The following is a 15607-nucleotide window of genomic DNA, read 5'->3' on the forward strand; positions in this document are numbered from 1 at the left end:
CGCGGCTCCTATGGCCGCCACCGTCCGCCGATCTCTTCGCGCGGGTAGTCCTGATACGTCCCGTTCAAGAACGAACTGACGCGTCCGTTTTCCTCGCTCAGAGTCACCGCCCAGAGCACCTCCTCGCGGGTTGATGCCTCCAGTGCGCTCATATGCTTCGTGCCCATCCAGTCGGCGTATTCGATATCGATTCCGTCCATCGACTGGTGGCTCGGACTCCGGACTCGGACCATCTGTTCTTGAATCGTCCCGTCGGCGGCGATGACGATCGCGCCGTCGCAGGTGAACGCCACGTCTCTCGCCGCTTCCACGAAGGCCTCGGCCGATTCCGAGATGACCCGACAGCGGTTCACCGGCCACTTGTTCGCCCCGAGCGGGTCGGTGTAACTGCTCACGTCGACGTCGGCGACCACGAGAAAGTAGAGACTGGGCCCGGATACGTGTTGTTCGTCCCACCGGTCGAACCCGAGGCTCAGTGACTCCGCGGTGTACCGAAGGAGGTCCATCAACTGCTGACTCGTCTCGTAATCTGTTCTGGATGCGTCGTGCTGGACCATACTGAGTTGACAGTCGTATTAACATACGCCCACGTCGGTTTGATTGTATCGGCGCGTCCACACGACGATCCGGGCCATCAGCCGGCCGAGCACACAGAGAAGCCCGGCGGTCGACCTATGCGTGGCCTTTTAATGCCGCTGCGACTACCTGCCGTGTATGAGCAAGCAGGAACCACGCGAACGCGAGGACGGTGCGGACGAACCGTTCTCCAGCGGGAAAGACCCGGACCTCCCCAGCACCGACGTGACGGAGGGCCCCGATAAAGCGCCCCACCGAGCGATGTTCCGGGCGATGGGCTTCGACGACGACGACCTCTCCTCGCCGATGGTCGGCATCGCCAACCCCGCAGCCGACATCACCCCGTGTAACGTCCATCTCGACGACGTCGCAGACGCGGCCATCGAGGGCGTCGAGGACGCCGGCGGGATGCCCATCGAGTTCGGCACGATCACGATCTCGGACGCCATCTCGATGGGGACCGAGGGGATGAAAGCCTCGCTCATCTCCCGCGAGGTCATCGCCGACTCCGTCGAACTCGTCGCGTTCGGCGAACGGATGGACGCGCTCGTCACCGTGGCGGGCTGTGACAAGAACCTCCCCGGTATGATGATGGCCTCGATCCGGACGGATCTCCCGTCGGTCTTCCTCTACGGGGGGTCGATTATGCCCGGCGAACACCAGGGGCGGGACGTCACGATCCAGAACGTCTTCGAGGGGGTCGGGACCTACGCCGAGGGCGAGATGAGCGCCGACGAACTCGACGACCTCGAACGCCACGCCTGCCCGGGTGCGGGGTCCTGCGGCGGGATGTTCACCGCCAATACGATGGCCTCCATCTCGGAGGCGCTCGGGATGGCCCCGCTCGGCACCGCCGACGCACCCGCCGAGTCGCCGGAACGATACGACGTCGCACGGCGCTCGGGCGAGGCCGTCCTCAACGCTGTCGAGAACGACGTCCGCCCCTCCGACATCCTCACGAAGGAGTCCTTCGAGAACGCCATCGCACTCCAGGTCGCGATCGGCGGGTCGACGAATGCGGTGCTGCACCTGCTCGCGCTCGCCGCGGAAGCCGGGATCGACCTCTCGATCGAGGAGTTCGACGAGATCTCCCGCCGGACGCCGAAGATCGCGAACCTCCAGCCGGGCGGGACGAAGACGATGAACGACCTCCACGAGGAGGGCGGCGTCCCGGTCGTGATCCGGCGACTCCTCGACGCCGGACTCTTCCACGGTGACGCGATGACGGTCACCGGGCGAACGATCGCCGAGGAACTCGACGAACTGGACCTGCCTGACGACGACGAGATCGAGGGCGAGTTCATCTACCCCGTCGACGACCCCTACCAGGAGGAGGGCGCGATCAAGATCCTCACGGGGAACCTCGCGCCCGACGGGGCGGTGCTAAAAGTCACCGGCGACGACAAGTTCCACCATCAGGGGCCCGCCCGCATCTTCGAGGGCGAGGAGGCGGCGATGGAGTACGTCCAGCAGGGCCACATCGAATCGGGCGACGTCATCGTCATCCGGAACGAGGGCCCGCAGGGCGGTCCCGGAATGCGCGAGATGCTCGGCGTCACCGCCGCGGTCGTGGGCCAGGGCCACGAGGACGACGTCGCGCTCCTGACCGACGGTCGCTTCTCGGGAGCCACCCGCGGGCCGATGGTCGGCCACGTCGCCCCGGAAGCCGCCGTCGGCGGCGCGATCGGACTCATCGAAGACGGCGACGAGATCACCGTCGACATCCCCGAACGGGAACTGTCCGTCGACGTTTCCGACGAGGAACTCGAAGCCCGCCGCGAGGACTGGGAGCCCGCAGACCCGCAGTACTCCTCCGGTGTGCTCGCGAAGTACGGCACCGACTTCGGGACCGCAGCCAACGGCGCCGTGACGAACCCCGGCGCGAAGCAGGACTGAGCGTTTTCCCGGGGGGTTCTCACCCCGCCACTGTACGTTCAGACGGTCCGCAGGTCGTCGGTCGCCCGCCACCGGATCGCCGCGGCGGCCACCTCGTCGATGCGCCTGATCATCTCGGCTTCGATGGTGGCGGGTTCGACGTTCGTTCGACTCGTGTGTGAGAGCACGATGTGTGCCAGTTCGATCGGGAGATCCACCTGCGCGACGAGGTGGACGCCGTAATAGGGGTGCCCGAGTAGGTCGGAGACCGCGGTGTCTTCCATCCCCGAGAACTCGGCCAGTTTGCTCACGTCGTGGACGAGTGCGCCCGCGATGAGTATGTCGGTGTCGATGTCGAGCACCGCATCACGACGATCCAGAAATGCCGCGACGAGCGAAATGGCACCCGCGGCCACGTCACGCACGTGGTCGATCAGATACTCGTCTCGCAGCGACAGTTCGCGCTGTGTCGGTGGCAGCCACGGCACAGACCGCAGATCGTCGATATCGTTCTCGGCAATCGCCGTGGTCCACGCCTCGACGACGCCCGCGCGGAGGTCGTCGTCTTCGATCGCGTCGAGCTCGGGGAGCGCGGCCCGAACTGCTTCTTCGCTCATACGGTGGGTACGACGGTGGCGAGCAAGTAGGTTCCTTCGGCCCCGCCGGACCGCCGCTCACTCGTCGGCGACGGCCCACGTGGGGGTATAGACGAGGCTGCCGAAGAGAAAGACCAGCGCGAGCGCCGCCAACAGCAACGGACCCACGGAACTCGATCTGACGACGCTTTCGGCGCCGACAGCGATCCCGATCACGATAACAGCCGTACACCGACGAATCGTCCGCCGGAGGGCAGGGGACGAGGACATACTCGCCGTTTGCCCGTCCGGGAGAAATCGGTTCCGCTCGGCGGGACCGGCTCAGACCGATTCGACCGCCGATAGGAGTTCCTCGTAGTCGGGTTCGTTCGTCGGATCCTCGGCGACCCAACTGTAGGTGACGGTCCCGTCGTCGTCGAGGACGAACACCGCGCGGTTGGCGATCCCGTAGAGCCCCAGGTCGGCGATGTCCATCGAGAGCCCGTACGCCTCGATCGCGTCGCCGCCCATATCGCTCACCAGATCGAACCCCAGGTCGTACTCGTCGGCGAAGGCGCCGAGCGAGAACGCGGAGTCGGCGCTCACCCCGAACAGCGTCGCGCCCGCGTCCGCGAAGTCGTCGTAGCGCTCCTGCAGCGCGACCATTTCATTCGAACACGGCGGCGTGAACGCGCCGGGGAAGAACGCCAGCACGACGGGGCCGTCGCCGAGGTGGTCGGCGAGGTCGAACGTCTCGTGATCGCTGCCCTTGTAGGTCGCGGTGAACGCCGGTGCTTCCTCGCCTGCAGACGGTGTGTCAGACATCTCGTCTGTCCGCTACGGGCCGGACGACCAAAATGTGATGGGGCACCGTGTTCGCGCGGTTCACGACCGTGGAGACGAATCCGGGAGCGACGTCCGCGATCGACGAATGCCGTCGCCGTCGAACGGGCCTCAGACCCAGCCTTCTTCGACGAGCAGTTCGCCGTTGAGCAGCGACGCGCCGGCCGCGCCGCGGATGGTGTTGTGCGCGAGGCAGTTGTACTTCAGGCCGCTCGGGGTCTCCTGGAGGCCCCCGGCGGAGATCTGCATTCCCTCGCCGCGCTCGCGGTCGAGTCGGGGCTGCGGGCGTTCGAGATCCTCGAAGACGTGGATGAGTTGCGCCGGCGAGGACGGGAGGTCGGCGCTCTCGTAAGTGCGCATCGCGTCTGCGGCCGCTTCGGGCGACACGTCGTCTGCGGTCTCGGCGAAGACGTTCTCCAGGTGCCCGTCGAGCGTCGGAATCCGGTTACACGACGCCGCGACGTCCATCCCGTGAAGTTCGAGTTCCGCCCCGTCGAAGGTGCCCAGCAGTTTCCGCGATTCGGTCTCCATCTTCTCTTCTTCCCCGCCGATGTGTGGGATCGCGTTGTCGATGATTTCCATCGACGTGACGCCGGAGTAGCCCGCTCCCGAGACGGCCTGCAGCGTCGAGACCTGCACGGATTCGAGGCCGAACTCGTCCAACGCCGCGAGCGTCGGAACCATCGTGATCGTCGAGCAGTTCGGGTTCTTCACGAGCGCGCCGTCCCACCCGCGCTCCTCGCGCTGGATCTCGATCAGGTCCAGATGACCGGGGTTGATCTCGGGGATCGTCAGCGGCACGTCCGGTGCCATTCGGTCGTTCGAGGAGTTCGAGGAGACCACGTAGCCGGCGTCGAGGAAGCCTGGTTCGACGTCCGCTGCGACGCCCGAGGGGAGCGACGAGAACAGGAGGTCGACGTCGTCCGGAACGTCATCGGGAGTCGTCGCGGCGACGGTCATCTCCGCGACGTCGTCCGGGATCGGCGTGTTCACGCGCCACTTCGCCGCCTCGCGGTACGACTTGCCCGCGCTCTCCTCGGACGCTGTGAGCGCCGCCAACTCGAACGTCGGATGGTCGTCGAGGAGTTGGATGAACCGCTGTCCGACCGCACCGGTCGCACCGAGAATGCCCACACGTACTGTCATCACCGTTGGCGTGGGAGACACACACATAAGGCGGTTTGGATTCGCGTCGTCTTTCACGGACGTTCAGAACTGATTCACTCTCGACGCGCTCACTCGCCGAACGGTCAGTTCCGTCGACGAATTAGACGCAAGACGTTCGACGACCGTCGAACCTCACTTCGTTCGGAATCGACAGATAGAGGTGCGGCGTTCCGGAATACATCGGCAAATGTTCAGCAAAGTCCTCGTCGCTAACCGCGGAGAGATCGCCGTCAGGGTGATGCGGGCCTGCCGCGACCTGGGCGTGCGGACCGTCGCGGTCTACAGCGACGCCGACAAACACGCCGGGCACGTGCGCTACGCCGACGAGGCGTACAACATCGGCCCGGCGCGCGCCGCGGACTCCTATCTCGATCACGACGCCGTTCTGGAGGCGGGACGCGAGGCGGGTGCGGACGCCGTTCACCCGGGCTACGGATTCCTCGCGGAGAACGCGGCGTTCGCGAGGCGGGTCGAGGAGAGCGACCTCACCTGGATCGGACCCAGCGCCGACGCGATGCAGCGACTCGGGGAGAAGACGAAAGCCCGTTCGCTGATGCAGGAGGCCGACGTACCGGTCGTTCCGGGGACGACAGAGCCAGTCGATTCCGCCGACGAGGTGAAAGCCATCGCCGAGGAGTACGGCTATCCGGTCGCGATCAAAGCCGAAGGTGGCGGCGGTGGCCGCGGCCTGAAGGTGGTCCACTCCGCGGACGAGGTCGAATCACAGTTGGAGACCGCCCAGCGCGAGGGCGAAGCCTACTTCGACAACTCGTCTGTCTACGTGGAGAAGTACCTCGAAGCACCGCGCCACGTCGAGGTCCAGATCCTCGCCGACGAACACGGAAACGTCCGTCACCTCGGCGAGCGCGACTGCTCGCTCCAGCGCCGGCACCAGAAGGTGATCGAAGAGGCCCCCTCTCCGGCGCTCGACGCCGACCTCCGCGAGCAAATCGGCGACGCGGCCCGACGGGGTGTTCGCGAAGCCGGATACACCAACGCCGGAACGGTGGAGTTCCTCGTCGAAGACGGTGAGTTCTACTTTATGGAGGTCAACACCCGGATCCAGGTCGAACACACCGCCACCGAGGTGATCACCGGTATCGACGTCGTGAAGTGGCAGTTGCGGGTCGCCGCCGGCGAGGAACTCGACTTCGACCAGGACGACGTCGAGTTCGACGGGCACGCGATCGAGTATCGGATCAACGCCGAGAACGCGGCCGACGACTTCGCGCCCGCGACGGGGACGCTCGAGACGTACGACCCCCCGGGCGGCATCGGCGTGCGCATCGACGACGCCGTCCGTCAGGCCGACGAAATCGGCGGCGACTACGACTCGATGATCGCGAAGTTGATCGTCTCGGCCGGGAGTCGGGAAGAGTGTCTCGCCCGCTCCGAACGGGCGCTCTCGGAGTTCGAGATCGAGGGCCTCCAGACGATCATCCCATTCCACCGGTTGATGGTGACCGACGAGACGTTCAGAGCGGGCGAACACACGACCAAGTACCTCGACGAGGAACTGGACCGCGAGCGCATCGACCAGGCGGTCGAGCGGTGGGGGTCGACCGACGCCGCGGCCGACGAAGCCGAGGCCGACGACGCGGAGTCGACCGAGCGGGAGTTCACCGTCGAAGTCAACGGCAAGCGCTTCGAGGTGAATCTCGAAGAGCGGGGTGCGCCGCCGATTCCGGACGTCGACGTCGGAGCCGCTTCGGGCGGATCCGGTGCCGGAACGGCCGGGGCGGCTACGCAACCCGATGCAGACGGCGACGACGAGGAAGTGATCGTCGAGGCCGACGGCGAGCAGGTCTCCGCAGAGATGCAGGGGACGATCCTCTCGGTCGAGGTCGGAGAAGGCGACGAGATCGGTGCCGGGGAGGTCGTCTGCGTGCTCGAGGCGATGAAGATGGAGAACGACGTGGTCACCGAACGCGGTGGAACCGTTTCGCAGGTCCTCATCGAGGAGGGTGACAGCGTGGATATGGGCGACACCCTCGTCGTTATCGAGTGAGATGAACGAGACCCGACGGGCGATCCTGGCGGCGCTCGCGGCGGGACCGGTGACCGGGCCCGCACTGGCGGCACAACTCGACGTATCGCGGGCGGCAGTCTGGAAACAGATCGAATCGCTCCGCGACGCGGGCTTCGAGATCGAGAGCGGCGACGCCGGCTACCGGGTCGAGTCGGTTCCAGCGTACGGGGCGGCGGCGATCGAATTCGACCTCGACGCGCCGTACCGGGTCGAGTACCACGACGCGATCGGGAGCACGAACGACCGCGCGCGCGACCTCGCCGCCGCCGACGAAGCCGACGTGGTCGTCGTCGCGGACGAACAGACCGGTGGCCGCGGCCGACTCGACCGGCAGTGGACCGCACCGAGCGGCGGGGTCTGGGCCAGCCTCCTCCTCCGCCCCGAGCGGCCACCGTCGGAGCTCCCCATCTACACGCTCGCGGCGGCTGTCGCCGTCACGCGCGCCGCCCGCGAAGCGGGCGTCGACGCGCGGATCAAGTGGCCGAACGACGTGCTCGTCGTCGATTCGAGCGAATCAGGGACACAGGCGGAGGACGGCGCGGACAAACTCGCAGGGATCCTGACCGAGATGGAGGGCGAGGCCGACCGCGTCTCCTGGCTCGTCGTCGGGATCGGCGTGAACGCCAACGTCGACGTCGATTCGCTTCCGCCGGGCGCGACGAGTCTCCGCGCAGCGAGCGGCGACGTCGACCGGCGCGTGTTCCTCCAGCGCGTTCTCGAAACGTTCGCGACGTTGACATCCGATGACGGACGTCTCGACGGAGTGCTGGACGCGTGGCGGGAGTATGCGGCGACGCTTGGCCGGCGCGTACGGGTGGAGACGCCCACGGAGGCCATCGAAGGCGAGGCCGTCGACGTCCGGTTTCCGGGGTCACTCGTCGTCCGCACCGACGACGGCGACCGCGTCGTCACTGCGGGCGATTGTGAGCATCTGCGGCCCAGCAGTTCAGACTGAAGAACGTCGGAAAAGGGTCCGTCGCGACCGACTGCCTCAGTTCTCGCCGCCGTCCGTGAGCGGGCGGCCGCCGGCGGTGAGCACGCCGTCGGCGATCTGCTGGGCCTCGGCGGCCGAGGGTCGCGTTCCGTCGACGAACCGATCGCCCAGTTCCTCGACGACGGTCATCACGTCGTTCAGGTCACCGCGATCTGCGACGTCGGCGAACACGTCCTCGTAGGCGTTCGCTTCCCAGTGGCTGATCTCGTAGTCGTAGGTGTCGCTGTCTGAGGCAACCGCGTATCGGAGTTGTCTCGCCGCGTCGGACGGGTTCATACTGTATTACTACGGACCCATTTACTAAAGTGTACTCAGACTCGGAATCGAGTTAATTAGTCCTCTTCCGGCCGACTTTGGCGGCCGACGCCCGCGGTCGCCGAGTCCGCGACTCCGACACGCTTAGGAGACGCGGACCCCGCTCGTTGGGTATGTCTCACGGCGATCGAGTCGGGGTCGCACGGCGGGCGGCCGCTGCGGGCGCGACGCTGGCTACCGAGCGGTTCCGAACCGACCTGGACGTCGAACAGAAAGACGGGAAGACAGACGTCGTGACGCAGGCCGACCGCGACGCTCAGACGGCCGTGATCGAGGAGATCGAAGCCGCGTACCCCGACGACGCGGTCGTCGGCGAGGAGGCTCGCGCGCTGAAGTCAGTCCCGGCGACGGGCGCGGCATGGATCGTCGATCCGATCGACGGCACGAACAACTACGTCCGCGGGCTCCGGACCTGGGGAACCGCCGTCGCCGCCGTCCGCGACGGCGACCCCGTCGCGGCCGCGGTCACCCTCCCGGCTCTCGGAGACGAGTACTGGACTGACGGAGCACAGACGTATCGCAACGGCGATCCGGTCTCGGTCTCGACGGAGGACGACCCCGAAGCGGCCGTCGTCACGCCGACAATGTGGTGGGACTTCGATGCGCGCGACCAGTACGGTCGGGCCTGTCAGGCGATGGTCGACCGCTTCGGCGATCTCAGGCGCCTCGGCTGTGCGCAGGCCGAACTGGCGGCCGTCGCCGACGGTTCGCTCGACGGCGTCGCCACAAACCTCCGGGCGCATCCCTGGGACACCGTCGCCGGCGTGGCGATGATCCGCGCCGCCGGCGGGACGGTGACGGACCTCGCGGGCGACCGGTGGCGACACGACTCCGTCGGCCTCGTCGCCTCGAACGGCGAGGTCCACGACACGCTGCTGGCGGCCGCCCGCGACATCGACCCCGTGGCGTGATCGGCCCGTCTGTCGGCGTATGCGGGCGCTTTGGCGGACCTTGTGAGATAACCACAAGGCCGAAGTTCCTCCGGGCCGAAACGAGTGCATGCAACTCGACGAGACGGACCGGTCGATTCTCCGAATTCTCCAGTCCGACGCGCGCACGCCGTTCAGCGAGATCGCGCGGGAGATCGAGATGTCGAGTGCGACCGTTCACGATCGGGTCGGTCGGCTGGAGGATGAGGGGATCATCGAGGGGTACCACACGAGCGTTGATGCGCGGGCGGTGGGCTTCGGCACGTCGGCGGTCGTCGGACTCCGGATCGAGCAGGGGCAAGAAGACGACGCAGTCGAACGACTTCGAGAGATCGACGGCGTTCAGGAGATCCACCTGACGACCGGCGAGTGGGACGTCGTCCTCCGGGTGTACGCCGAGGACACGGACCACCTCCGGGAACTGATGTTCGACAACATCGCGCGGATCGACGGGTTCTCGCGGTCCCAGACGATGGTGATTCTGGGCTCCGAACTCGAAGACCGCTCGCTTCCGATCTGACGGCTCTCCTCAGTCTCTTCGCTCAGTCGCGGCACCTCCGTTCCGGACCGGAATCCTCAACACGTCCCGAACCGGGCTTCAGTGTATGTCGACAGTCGCCGAGCGCATCGGCGCCGACCCCGAACGGCTCTGGATCGGCAGCGTTCTCGCCGCCGTTGCCCTCCTCGTCGGCGGGTCGCTCGTCCGTCCCGAACTGGTCTATGACGGCTTCATCTGGCACTACTTCTGGGGGCCCGTCCAGGCGGACGCCAACTCCGCCGTCTGTGCGATCCGCCCGGGGAGTACCGTCGAATACCTCTCCGACACGGCCGCCTGCGCCAACGCGGCCGAACCGGTCGCCTACCCCGGCTACACGCTCGTTTCCGAAGTGGGCTATATGATCACGCTCCTGGTCGCGCTCACGGGCCTGGTCTTCCTCCTCCGACGGCTCGATCTGGGCACCGATCGCCGCTTCTTCTACGCGCTGCTCCCGTTCGTCTTCTTCGGCGGCGCACTCCGCGTCGTCGAGGACGCCAACGACTCCGTACCCGCCGCGGAAACGCTCATCTCCTACCCGCTGAACACGCTCGTAATCAGTCCGATCATCTACTTCACCGTCTTCGCGATCACACTCGTCGTCGTCGTCGCCACCGTCGTGGCGGCGCGCCGCGGACTCATCGGCCGGTACGACCGCGTGCTGTTCGGCCTCGGAAGCGCAGTCCTCGCCGTGACGCTCGGCTATCTCGTGTCGCTCGTGGTCACCGGCGCCGAAGGCGTCGAGTTCTACCCACAGGTGCTGGGAGTCGTCCTCGTCGGGGCGACCGTGTCTGCGGCCGTCACGTGGGTCCTCATCGAACGGTTCGCGCCCGAGATCAACGCCGGGACCCGGGGGATCGGCTTCGTGGTCCTCTGGGGGCACGCGGTCGACGGCGTCGCGAACGTCGTCGGACTCGACTTCATGACCGCCCTCGGTGCCGGCCCGAACCTGATCCCGAAACACCCGGTGAACCAGTTCGTCGTCGACGTCACCGGGTCCGTTCTTCCGGCGTCCGTGCTCGCAGTGACGGGCGACACCTGGCCGTTCCTGCTCGTGAAACTCGTCGCCGCGACGTTCGTCATCTGGGTCTTCGAAGAGGAGATCTTCGAGGAGAGCCCGCGCTACACCATCCTACTCTTGATCGCCGTGTTGGCCGTCGGTCTCGGTCCGGGGACGCGTGACATGCTCCGCGCTACATTCGGTGTCTGATAATGAGTACTCTCGTCTCTTACCGCCGAGCGCCGTCAGCGGGGGTGGCGCTCGGCGGTAAAAAGTGAGAGTAATCATTATGAGACGGGGGCGTCACTCGCCCCCGTGCGACCCGTCCTTCCATTCGGGCGTCCCGCGGAGGATGCCGCGGAGTTCGGTGAGCGGGTCGCCGACTTTGATGCCGTGTCGGGTGATCTCGAACTCCCGGAGCGTCCGCTCGAAGTCGCTGGTCCGCATCTTCAGGACGCCGATGACCTTCCGCATCTCACCGCGGATCTCGATGTGTCGGAGGAAGAGGATGTTGTCCGCGAGGTAGCTGATGCCCACGTTCGTCGCCTGGAACTCCCCGGTGATGGTCGGGATCTCGTCGACCAGTATGACGGTCACGCCCATGTTCTTCAGATACCGACCGAGCGAGTGGAGATGCGTGACCAGTTCATCTTCGTCGCCCTGAATGCCCAGTTTGTACCCTGCAATCCCGTCGAGCATCACGATGTCGGCTGCTTCCTCTTCGACCTGCCGGCGGATCTTCTGTGCGAACTCCTGCGGTGAGACTTCGAGCGGTTCGATCCCCTCGACGGTGAGCGTCCCGCGCTCGCGCATCTTTGCGACCGGGATGTTGATCGCTTCCGACCGCTGGGCGAACGTCGCCTCCGACTCCTCGAAGAGGTACATCACGGAGCGTTCGCCGCGACCGGCCGCCTCCTTCATGAACTGCGTCCCGGTGGTCGTCTTGCCCACACCGGTCGGCCCGCTGATGACCGTGACGGTCCCCCGGTCCAGACCGCCGTCGAGCAGTTCGTCGACCTCCGGGATCCCCGAGGAGATCGGTTCCGAGACGAACTCCTGTGAGTACTCACCGGGCGCGAGTTGCGGGAAGACGACGAGTCCGTTGTCGGTGATCGCCATCCCGTGATCGCCGCTCTGCGTCGGCGAGCCTCGGAACTTCGGGACGGCGATCGAGCGGCCGGTGGAGGCGTACCCGAGTTCGATCGTGCCGTCGCTCATAAACTGGAGGTCGTCGTCGGGCTCCTGCTCTGTGGCCTGGGTGGTAAAGAGGACCGAGGCTCCGTGTTCGCCGACCAGCCGCATAAACGAGAGCGCGTGCTTCCGAAACTGGTAGTCGTCCCCCGCGAGGTCTCGGAACTGCGTGATCGGATCGACGAACACCCGGTCGGGTTCGACCGACGATACGCGCTCGGATATCGCCTCGATGAGCGGATCGCGTTCCACCGCGCTCGCGTCGAAGACGTCGTACCCCTGATCGTCGGTGAAGAAGTCGGACTTGGGGCTCAGATCCAGGAACTCGACGCCGTCGAGATCGAATCCGAGCGTCGCCGCGTTCTGTTTGATGTCTGCTGTCTGCTCTTCGAGGTTGATGAAGAGGGCCGTTTCGCCCGTCTCGACCCCCGCCGTGAGGTAGTGCATCCCGAGAATCGACTTCCCCGTTCCCGGCGCGCCCCGAACGAGGTAGCTCCGCTCCGGGATGAGTCCGCCGTGCAGGATCTCATCGAGTCCGGGGACGCCAGTCGAGAGCCGGTCGATGTTCGGTGCCTCCGTCCTGGATCGATCGTCGTCTGAGTCGGTTGTCATAGGTAGGGTCGGTGTCGACCGAGGGACGAGGTCGGCGTCCGGGCCGGCCGTGTGGGGCCGTTCGGAGCCGTCCCAGGCCGTGTGACGGGCCCATCGGCGGCGTGTGCCGGACGCGTGACCGATCGAACCGTCCCGACGCCCGCGAGGTCGGTCGACCGCTTCGAATATCCCCCTGGCGCCCCCTGCTCATTATTCTAGTGCCTTTGAATCGTCCTCTCGCCGCCGGGCGGACACCCCGTACCGGCCGAGCCCTCCGTGAGAGCGGCGCGCTCGCCCGCTGCGGCGAACGGGCCGCTCAGGGAAACGGGTGATACGGCCGGTCCAGTCGGGGATCGAACCCCAGTTCGGTCGGCACGTTCCGGGCCCGCGCCCCGAAGAACGGTTCCCCCTGGAACAGCGGCTGGGCGTCTGGGACGAGCACGCGGACCGCCTCGAACCCGAGCGACTCGACGTCCTCCGTCGTGAGGCGTGCGGCGTAAGTATCGAGGTCTGCCGCATCGACACGCTCCAAGACCGCGTCGAATTCGGCCTCGCCCTTGGGAACCGACGCCGGGCCGACGCTCGACGTCGGCACGGTGGTTTCGGGGTCGACGAACGACTGTGCCGGTTCGGGGAACGACGCGTACTCGCCGATCGCGCCGCCCTCGGCGTTCGCCTGCTCGGGCCCCATCGATCGCAACTCGGTCCAGTTCTGCAGGGCCTCCGCCAGCGCCGACCGCGCGGCGTCGACCGGATCCAGCGACGCGTCCGACCCGACGGCGAAGCGAGGCCACTCCCCGTCGCGGTGGACCGCCGCGACGACGACGGGGACGTCGACGTCCTGGGTGACCAGGAGCGTCGTCACGGTCAGTGACTCCGCCCGCGCCCGCTTCCGGAGTTCCTCGTAGTCGTCGTCGTCCACAGACAACCCCAGCGGCTCGAACGACGAGTACCACGCCAGCATCGTCGCGTCCCGCTCGATCACCTCATAGAGCCCCGCGAGCAACGCCTCGGTCCCGGAGTTGCCGAGACCGAGCCCCGTCGTGATCGCGGGCTTGTGCTGTTCGGTCGGCGGCGGATAGTGGACGAACTCCGCCGGCAGCGACACGCCCTCCTCGCGCCGGAGGTCGACGCCCTCGACCCACGGCTGCGGCGTCTCCGGATCGACGGTCGGTGCGTCGTCCGGTCGGACGAACGCCGCGGGAGGAACCGGCCGGGACCGCGTCCGCTCGGGGGCGACGGTGAACTCGGCGGTGCGATAGACGCCGGCGCAGTACCGTTCGAGTCCCTCCCCGAGCGCTTTCATAAACGCCACGTCCCAGTCGGGATCGACGCCCGCCGCGAACTCGGCGGCGCGCGCGTCGCTGAACTCGCTGGTGTCCGCGGTTTGTGCCAGATAGTAGGGGACGGGGAACGACTCCTGCTCGCCGACCTGCGTGAGGATGCCGGTCCGGTCGTCGAGCGCCTGCTCGGCCCGGCCGAGTGCGTCGTCGACGTCGACTGACCGATGATCGCGCCGCAGCTCGCGGTCGCGAGACTCGGGATCGGGGACGGAGAGGATCGGTCGTTCCGCGGCGAGACCGGCACCGGCGACCTCGACGGCCGTTCCGGCGACGGTCGCCGCATCGGCGAGCAGTGCCACCGCACGTCGGCCAGCGAGCGCCCCGGCGAAGCGGACGGCGCTTCGGTCACCCGCGGGCGATCCTGCCGCATCGGTCGTCGCGCCAACTCGCGCCCGAAGGTCGGCGAAGTCGGGGCCCCCGACGCCGAAGGCCGAGACGCCGGCGTCGATGTCGGCGATCGGATGGCCGCCGAGACCGCCGATCTCGACGACGACCAGTCGCTCGGCGCGCGTCTGGATTACGTCCGATGCTCGTCCTGCCGGCGCGATCACGAGCGTCAGTGCCGGGTCGTCGGGATCCGTTCGAACCTCGGCGTCGACGTCGTCGAACGCGGCCCGGGCCGCCTCCGCGGCCGGACCAGCGCCGACGACCTCGATTGCGTACGTCATAGGTTCCCCCTCGGGAGTGACCGAGAAAAATCGCCGGGTCTCGGCGGTATCGACGCCGTCTGCCGAATCGATGCCACGTATATACAGGCACAGCCGCGGTAAAATTAAGTAGTTACTACCGAACAACGGACATATGCCCTCCGAAACGAACGTACTCGGAGACAGTGTCGAGTACGTTCTCACCTCGGCTCTCCGCGCGGCGTCCGACCAGGACCCCGTGTACGTCGTCGGACCGACTCCCGCGATCGTCGAAGCGCTCGTCACGCGGGCCATCGACGTGGACGACTCCCCGCCGGTTCGGGTCCTAGCCACCGAGGAACTGCTGAAGTCGGCGACCGACGATTTCCTCGTCGCCAGCAACGCGTCGGACTTGCTCGCCTCGGGAGCGCTGGACCTCCGGATCGTCGACGATCCGCCGGACAACTCACTCGTCGTCACCGAGTCGTCGATCGTCGCCGTCGTCACGGTGGGTGACCGCGCCGCGGGACTGTCCACCCAGGACGACGGCCTCGTCGACACCGCAGCCGACACGTACGCGGAGCAGTTCGCGGCTGCCAGAGAGTTCTCGCTGCGTACCCCGGCCCTGTCGGACGTCCGGACGTCTCTGGAGCAGGACCTCGGGGCGGACATCCGCGAGGAGTTCGACGCAGTGCTGGCCGCCCTGGAGACGGTCCAGGACGGTCGGGCCGAGCTCGACGAGGTGACGATCAGCCTCCTCGTCGCGGCGCGGAACGAGGTGCTGCTCTACGACATCTCGAAGTGGGGCGAAGACGTCGGCATCGCCAGCAAGGCGACGTTCTCCCGGACCAAGACGAAACTCGAAGAGCGCGGGTTGCTCAAGACCGAAAAAGTCCCCATCGACGTCGGCCGTCCGCGGCTGCGACTCAGTCTCGCGGACGACCGGCTCCGCGAGGCCGACGTGGCCGACCTCGCCGCTGTGGCGCGAGACCTGCTCGATTGACTCTGTCGGGCACCG

At 67.0% G+C, this 15607-nt stretch carries 15 protein-coding genes; 7 read left to right on the forward strand and 8 right to left on the reverse strand.

Annotated elements, in window-relative coordinates:
* Positions 1–8: 8 nt before the first annotated feature.
* Positions 9–557 (reverse strand): diadenylate cyclase, encoded by a 549-nt coding sequence (locus tag BLU74_RS05855; protein WP_089766279.1) that lies wholly within the window; start codon positions 555–557, stop codon positions 9–11.
* A gap of 157 nt (positions 558–714) precedes the next feature.
* Between BLU74_RS05855 and ilvD the strand changes: the two genes are divergently transcribed.
* Positions 715–2472: a dihydroxy-acid dehydratase gene (gene ilvD / locus BLU74_RS05860; RefSeq protein ID WP_089766282.1), complete on the forward strand. Its 1758-nt coding sequence runs from the start codon at positions 715–717 to the stop codon at positions 2470–2472.
* Positions 2473–2510: 38 nt separating this feature from the next.
* Here the strand turns inward: ilvD and BLU74_RS05865 are convergent, their stop codons facing one another.
* The 4 genes from BLU74_RS05865 to asd all read right to left on the reverse strand — a co-directional run bounded on the left by BLU74_RS05865 (position 2511) and on the right by asd (position 5015).
* The gene (locus tag BLU74_RS05865) at positions 2511–3068 is read right to left on the reverse strand and encodes an HD domain-containing protein (RefSeq protein ID WP_089766284.1); all 558 of its coding nucleotides are present in this window, start codon (positions 3066–3068) and stop codon (positions 2511–2513) included.
* A 57-nt stretch (positions 3069–3125) separates the two neighbouring features.
* Positions 3126–3317, reverse strand: a complete 192-nt coding sequence (locus BLU74_RS18405; RefSeq protein WP_139175663.1) for a hypothetical protein — start codon at positions 3315–3317, stop codon at positions 3126–3128.
* A 51-nt stretch (positions 3318–3368) separates the two neighbouring features.
* The gene (locus tag BLU74_RS05870) at positions 3369–3851 is read right to left on the reverse strand and encodes a redoxin domain-containing protein (protein WP_089766287.1); all 483 of its coding nucleotides are present in this window, start codon (positions 3849–3851) and stop codon (positions 3369–3371) included.
* Positions 3852–3980: 129 nt separating this feature from the next.
* Complete coding sequence (asd, locus tag BLU74_RS05875; protein WP_089766290.1) at positions 3981–5015, reverse strand: aspartate-semialdehyde dehydrogenase; 1035 nt, start codon at positions 5013–5015, stop codon at positions 3981–3983.
* A gap of 208 nt (positions 5016–5223) precedes the next feature.
* Here asd and BLU74_RS05880 point away from each other — a divergent pair, with 208 nt between their 5' ends.
* Positions 5224–7044 carry an acetyl-CoA carboxylase biotin carboxylase subunit gene (locus BLU74_RS05880; protein ID WP_089766293.1) on the forward strand — a complete coding sequence of 607 codons (1821 nt, stop codon included), beginning with the start codon at positions 5224–5226 and terminating at the stop codon, positions 7042–7044.
* Between the two features lies 1 nt (position 7045).
* Positions 7046–8020 (forward strand): biotin--[acetyl-CoA-carboxylase] ligase, encoded by a 975-nt coding sequence (locus BLU74_RS05885; protein WP_089766297.1) that lies wholly within the window; start codon positions 7046–7048, stop codon positions 8018–8020.
* Between the two features lie 36 nt (positions 8021–8056).
* Here the strand turns inward: BLU74_RS05885 and BLU74_RS05890 are convergent, their stop codons facing one another.
* Complete coding sequence (locus tag BLU74_RS05890; protein WP_089766300.1) at positions 8057–8335, reverse strand: hypothetical protein; 279 nt, start codon at positions 8333–8335, stop codon at positions 8057–8059.
* Between the two features lie 152 nt (positions 8336–8487).
* On the opposite strand from BLU74_RS05890, the gene BLU74_RS05895 reads away from it, so the two are divergent.
* From BLU74_RS05895 to BLU74_RS05905, 3 genes are all read left to right on the forward strand, one after another.
* On the forward strand, positions 8488–9285 hold the full coding sequence (locus tag BLU74_RS05895) for an inositol monophosphatase family protein (protein ID WP_089766302.1): 798 nt from the start codon (positions 8488–8490) through the stop codon (positions 9283–9285).
* A gap of 88 nt (positions 9286–9373) precedes the next feature.
* Positions 9374–9823 (forward strand): Lrp/AsnC family transcriptional regulator, encoded by a 450-nt coding sequence (locus tag BLU74_RS05900; protein ID WP_089766306.1) that lies wholly within the window; start codon positions 9374–9376, stop codon positions 9821–9823.
* A gap of 85 nt (positions 9824–9908) precedes the next feature.
* Positions 9909–11048, forward strand: a complete 1140-nt coding sequence (locus tag BLU74_RS05905; protein ID WP_089766308.1) for a DUF63 family protein — start codon at positions 9909–9911, stop codon at positions 11046–11048.
* 93 nt (positions 11049–11141) lie between these two features.
* Here BLU74_RS05905 and BLU74_RS05910 read toward each other — a convergent pair whose 3' ends face one another.
* Positions 11142–12641, reverse strand: a complete 1500-nt coding sequence (locus tag BLU74_RS05910) for an ATPase domain-containing protein (RefSeq protein ID WP_089766311.1) — start codon at positions 12639–12641, stop codon at positions 11142–11144.
* A gap of 295 nt (positions 12642–12936) precedes the next feature.
* Positions 12937–14631: a YcaO-like family protein gene (locus BLU74_RS05915; RefSeq protein ID WP_089766315.1), complete on the reverse strand. Its 1695-nt coding sequence runs from the start codon at positions 14629–14631 to the stop codon at positions 12937–12939.
* Between the two features lie 133 nt (positions 14632–14764).
* Between BLU74_RS05915 and tbsP the strand changes: the two genes are divergently transcribed.
* Positions 14765–15592 carry a transcriptional regulator TbsP gene (gene tbsP / locus BLU74_RS05920; RefSeq protein WP_089766317.1) on the forward strand — a complete coding sequence of 276 codons (828 nt, stop codon included), beginning with the start codon at positions 14765–14767 and terminating at the stop codon, positions 15590–15592.
* The last annotated feature ends 15 nt before the right edge of the window (positions 15593–15607 follow it).

Source organism: Halobellus clavatus (assembly GCF_900107195.1).
In the GTDB taxonomy this organism is placed as follows: Archaea; Halobacteriota; Halobacteria; order Halobacteriales; family Haloferacaceae; genus Haloquadratum; species Haloquadratum clavatum.

Excerpts from the sequence above, each read along its gene's own strand:
- BLU74_RS05910 (WP_089766311.1), bottom strand. The coding sequence starts at position 12,641 with ATGACAACCGACTCAGACGACGATCGATCCAGGACGGAGGCACCGAAC.
- BLU74_RS05880 (WP_089766293.1), top strand. The coding sequence starts at position 5,224 with ATGTTCAGCAAAGTCCTCGTCGCTAACCGCGGAGAGATCGCCGTCAGG.
- BLU74_RS05855 (WP_089766279.1), bottom strand. The coding sequence starts at position 557 with ATGGTCCAGCACGACGCATCCAGAACAGATTACGAGACGAGTCAGCAG.
- BLU74_RS05900 (WP_089766306.1), top strand. The coding sequence starts at position 9,374 with ATGCAACTCGACGAGACGGACCGGTCGATTCTCCGAATTCTCCAGTCC.
- ilvD (WP_089766282.1), top strand. The coding sequence starts at position 715 with ATGAGCAAGCAGGAACCACGCGAACGCGAGGACGGTGCGGACGAACCG.
- BLU74_RS05905 (WP_089766308.1), top strand. The coding sequence starts at position 9,909 with ATGTCGACAGTCGCCGAGCGCATCGGCGCCGACCCCGAACGGCTCTGG.
- BLU74_RS05915 (WP_089766315.1), bottom strand. The coding sequence starts at position 14,631 with ATGACGTACGCAATCGAGGTCGTCGGCGCTGGTCCGGCCGCGGAGGCG.
- BLU74_RS05865 (WP_089766284.1), bottom strand. The coding sequence starts at position 3,068 with ATGAGCGAAGAAGCAGTTCGGGCCGCGCTCCCCGAGCTCGACGCGATC.
- BLU74_RS05895 (WP_089766302.1), top strand. The coding sequence starts at position 8,488 with ATGTCTCACGGCGATCGAGTCGGGGTCGCACGGCGGGCGGCCGCTGCG.
- BLU74_RS05890 (WP_089766300.1), bottom strand. The coding sequence starts at position 8,335 with ATGAACCCGTCCGACGCGGCGAGACAACTCCGATACGCGGTTGCCTCA.
- asd (WP_089766290.1), bottom strand. The coding sequence starts at position 5,015 with ATGACAGTACGTGTGGGCATTCTCGGTGCGACCGGTGCGGTCGGACAG.
- BLU74_RS18405 (WP_139175663.1), bottom strand. The coding sequence starts at position 3,317 with ATGTCCTCGTCCCCTGCCCTCCGGCGGACGATTCGTCGGTGTACGGCT.
- tbsP (WP_089766317.1), top strand. The coding sequence starts at position 14,765 with ATGCCCTCCGAAACGAACGTACTCGGAGACAGTGTCGAGTACGTTCTC.
- BLU74_RS05870 (WP_089766287.1), bottom strand. The coding sequence starts at position 3,851 with ATGTCTGACACACCGTCTGCAGGCGAGGAAGCACCGGCGTTCACCGCG.
- BLU74_RS05885 (WP_089766297.1), top strand. The coding sequence starts at position 7,046 with ATGAACGAGACCCGACGGGCGATCCTGGCGGCGCTCGCGGCGGGACCG.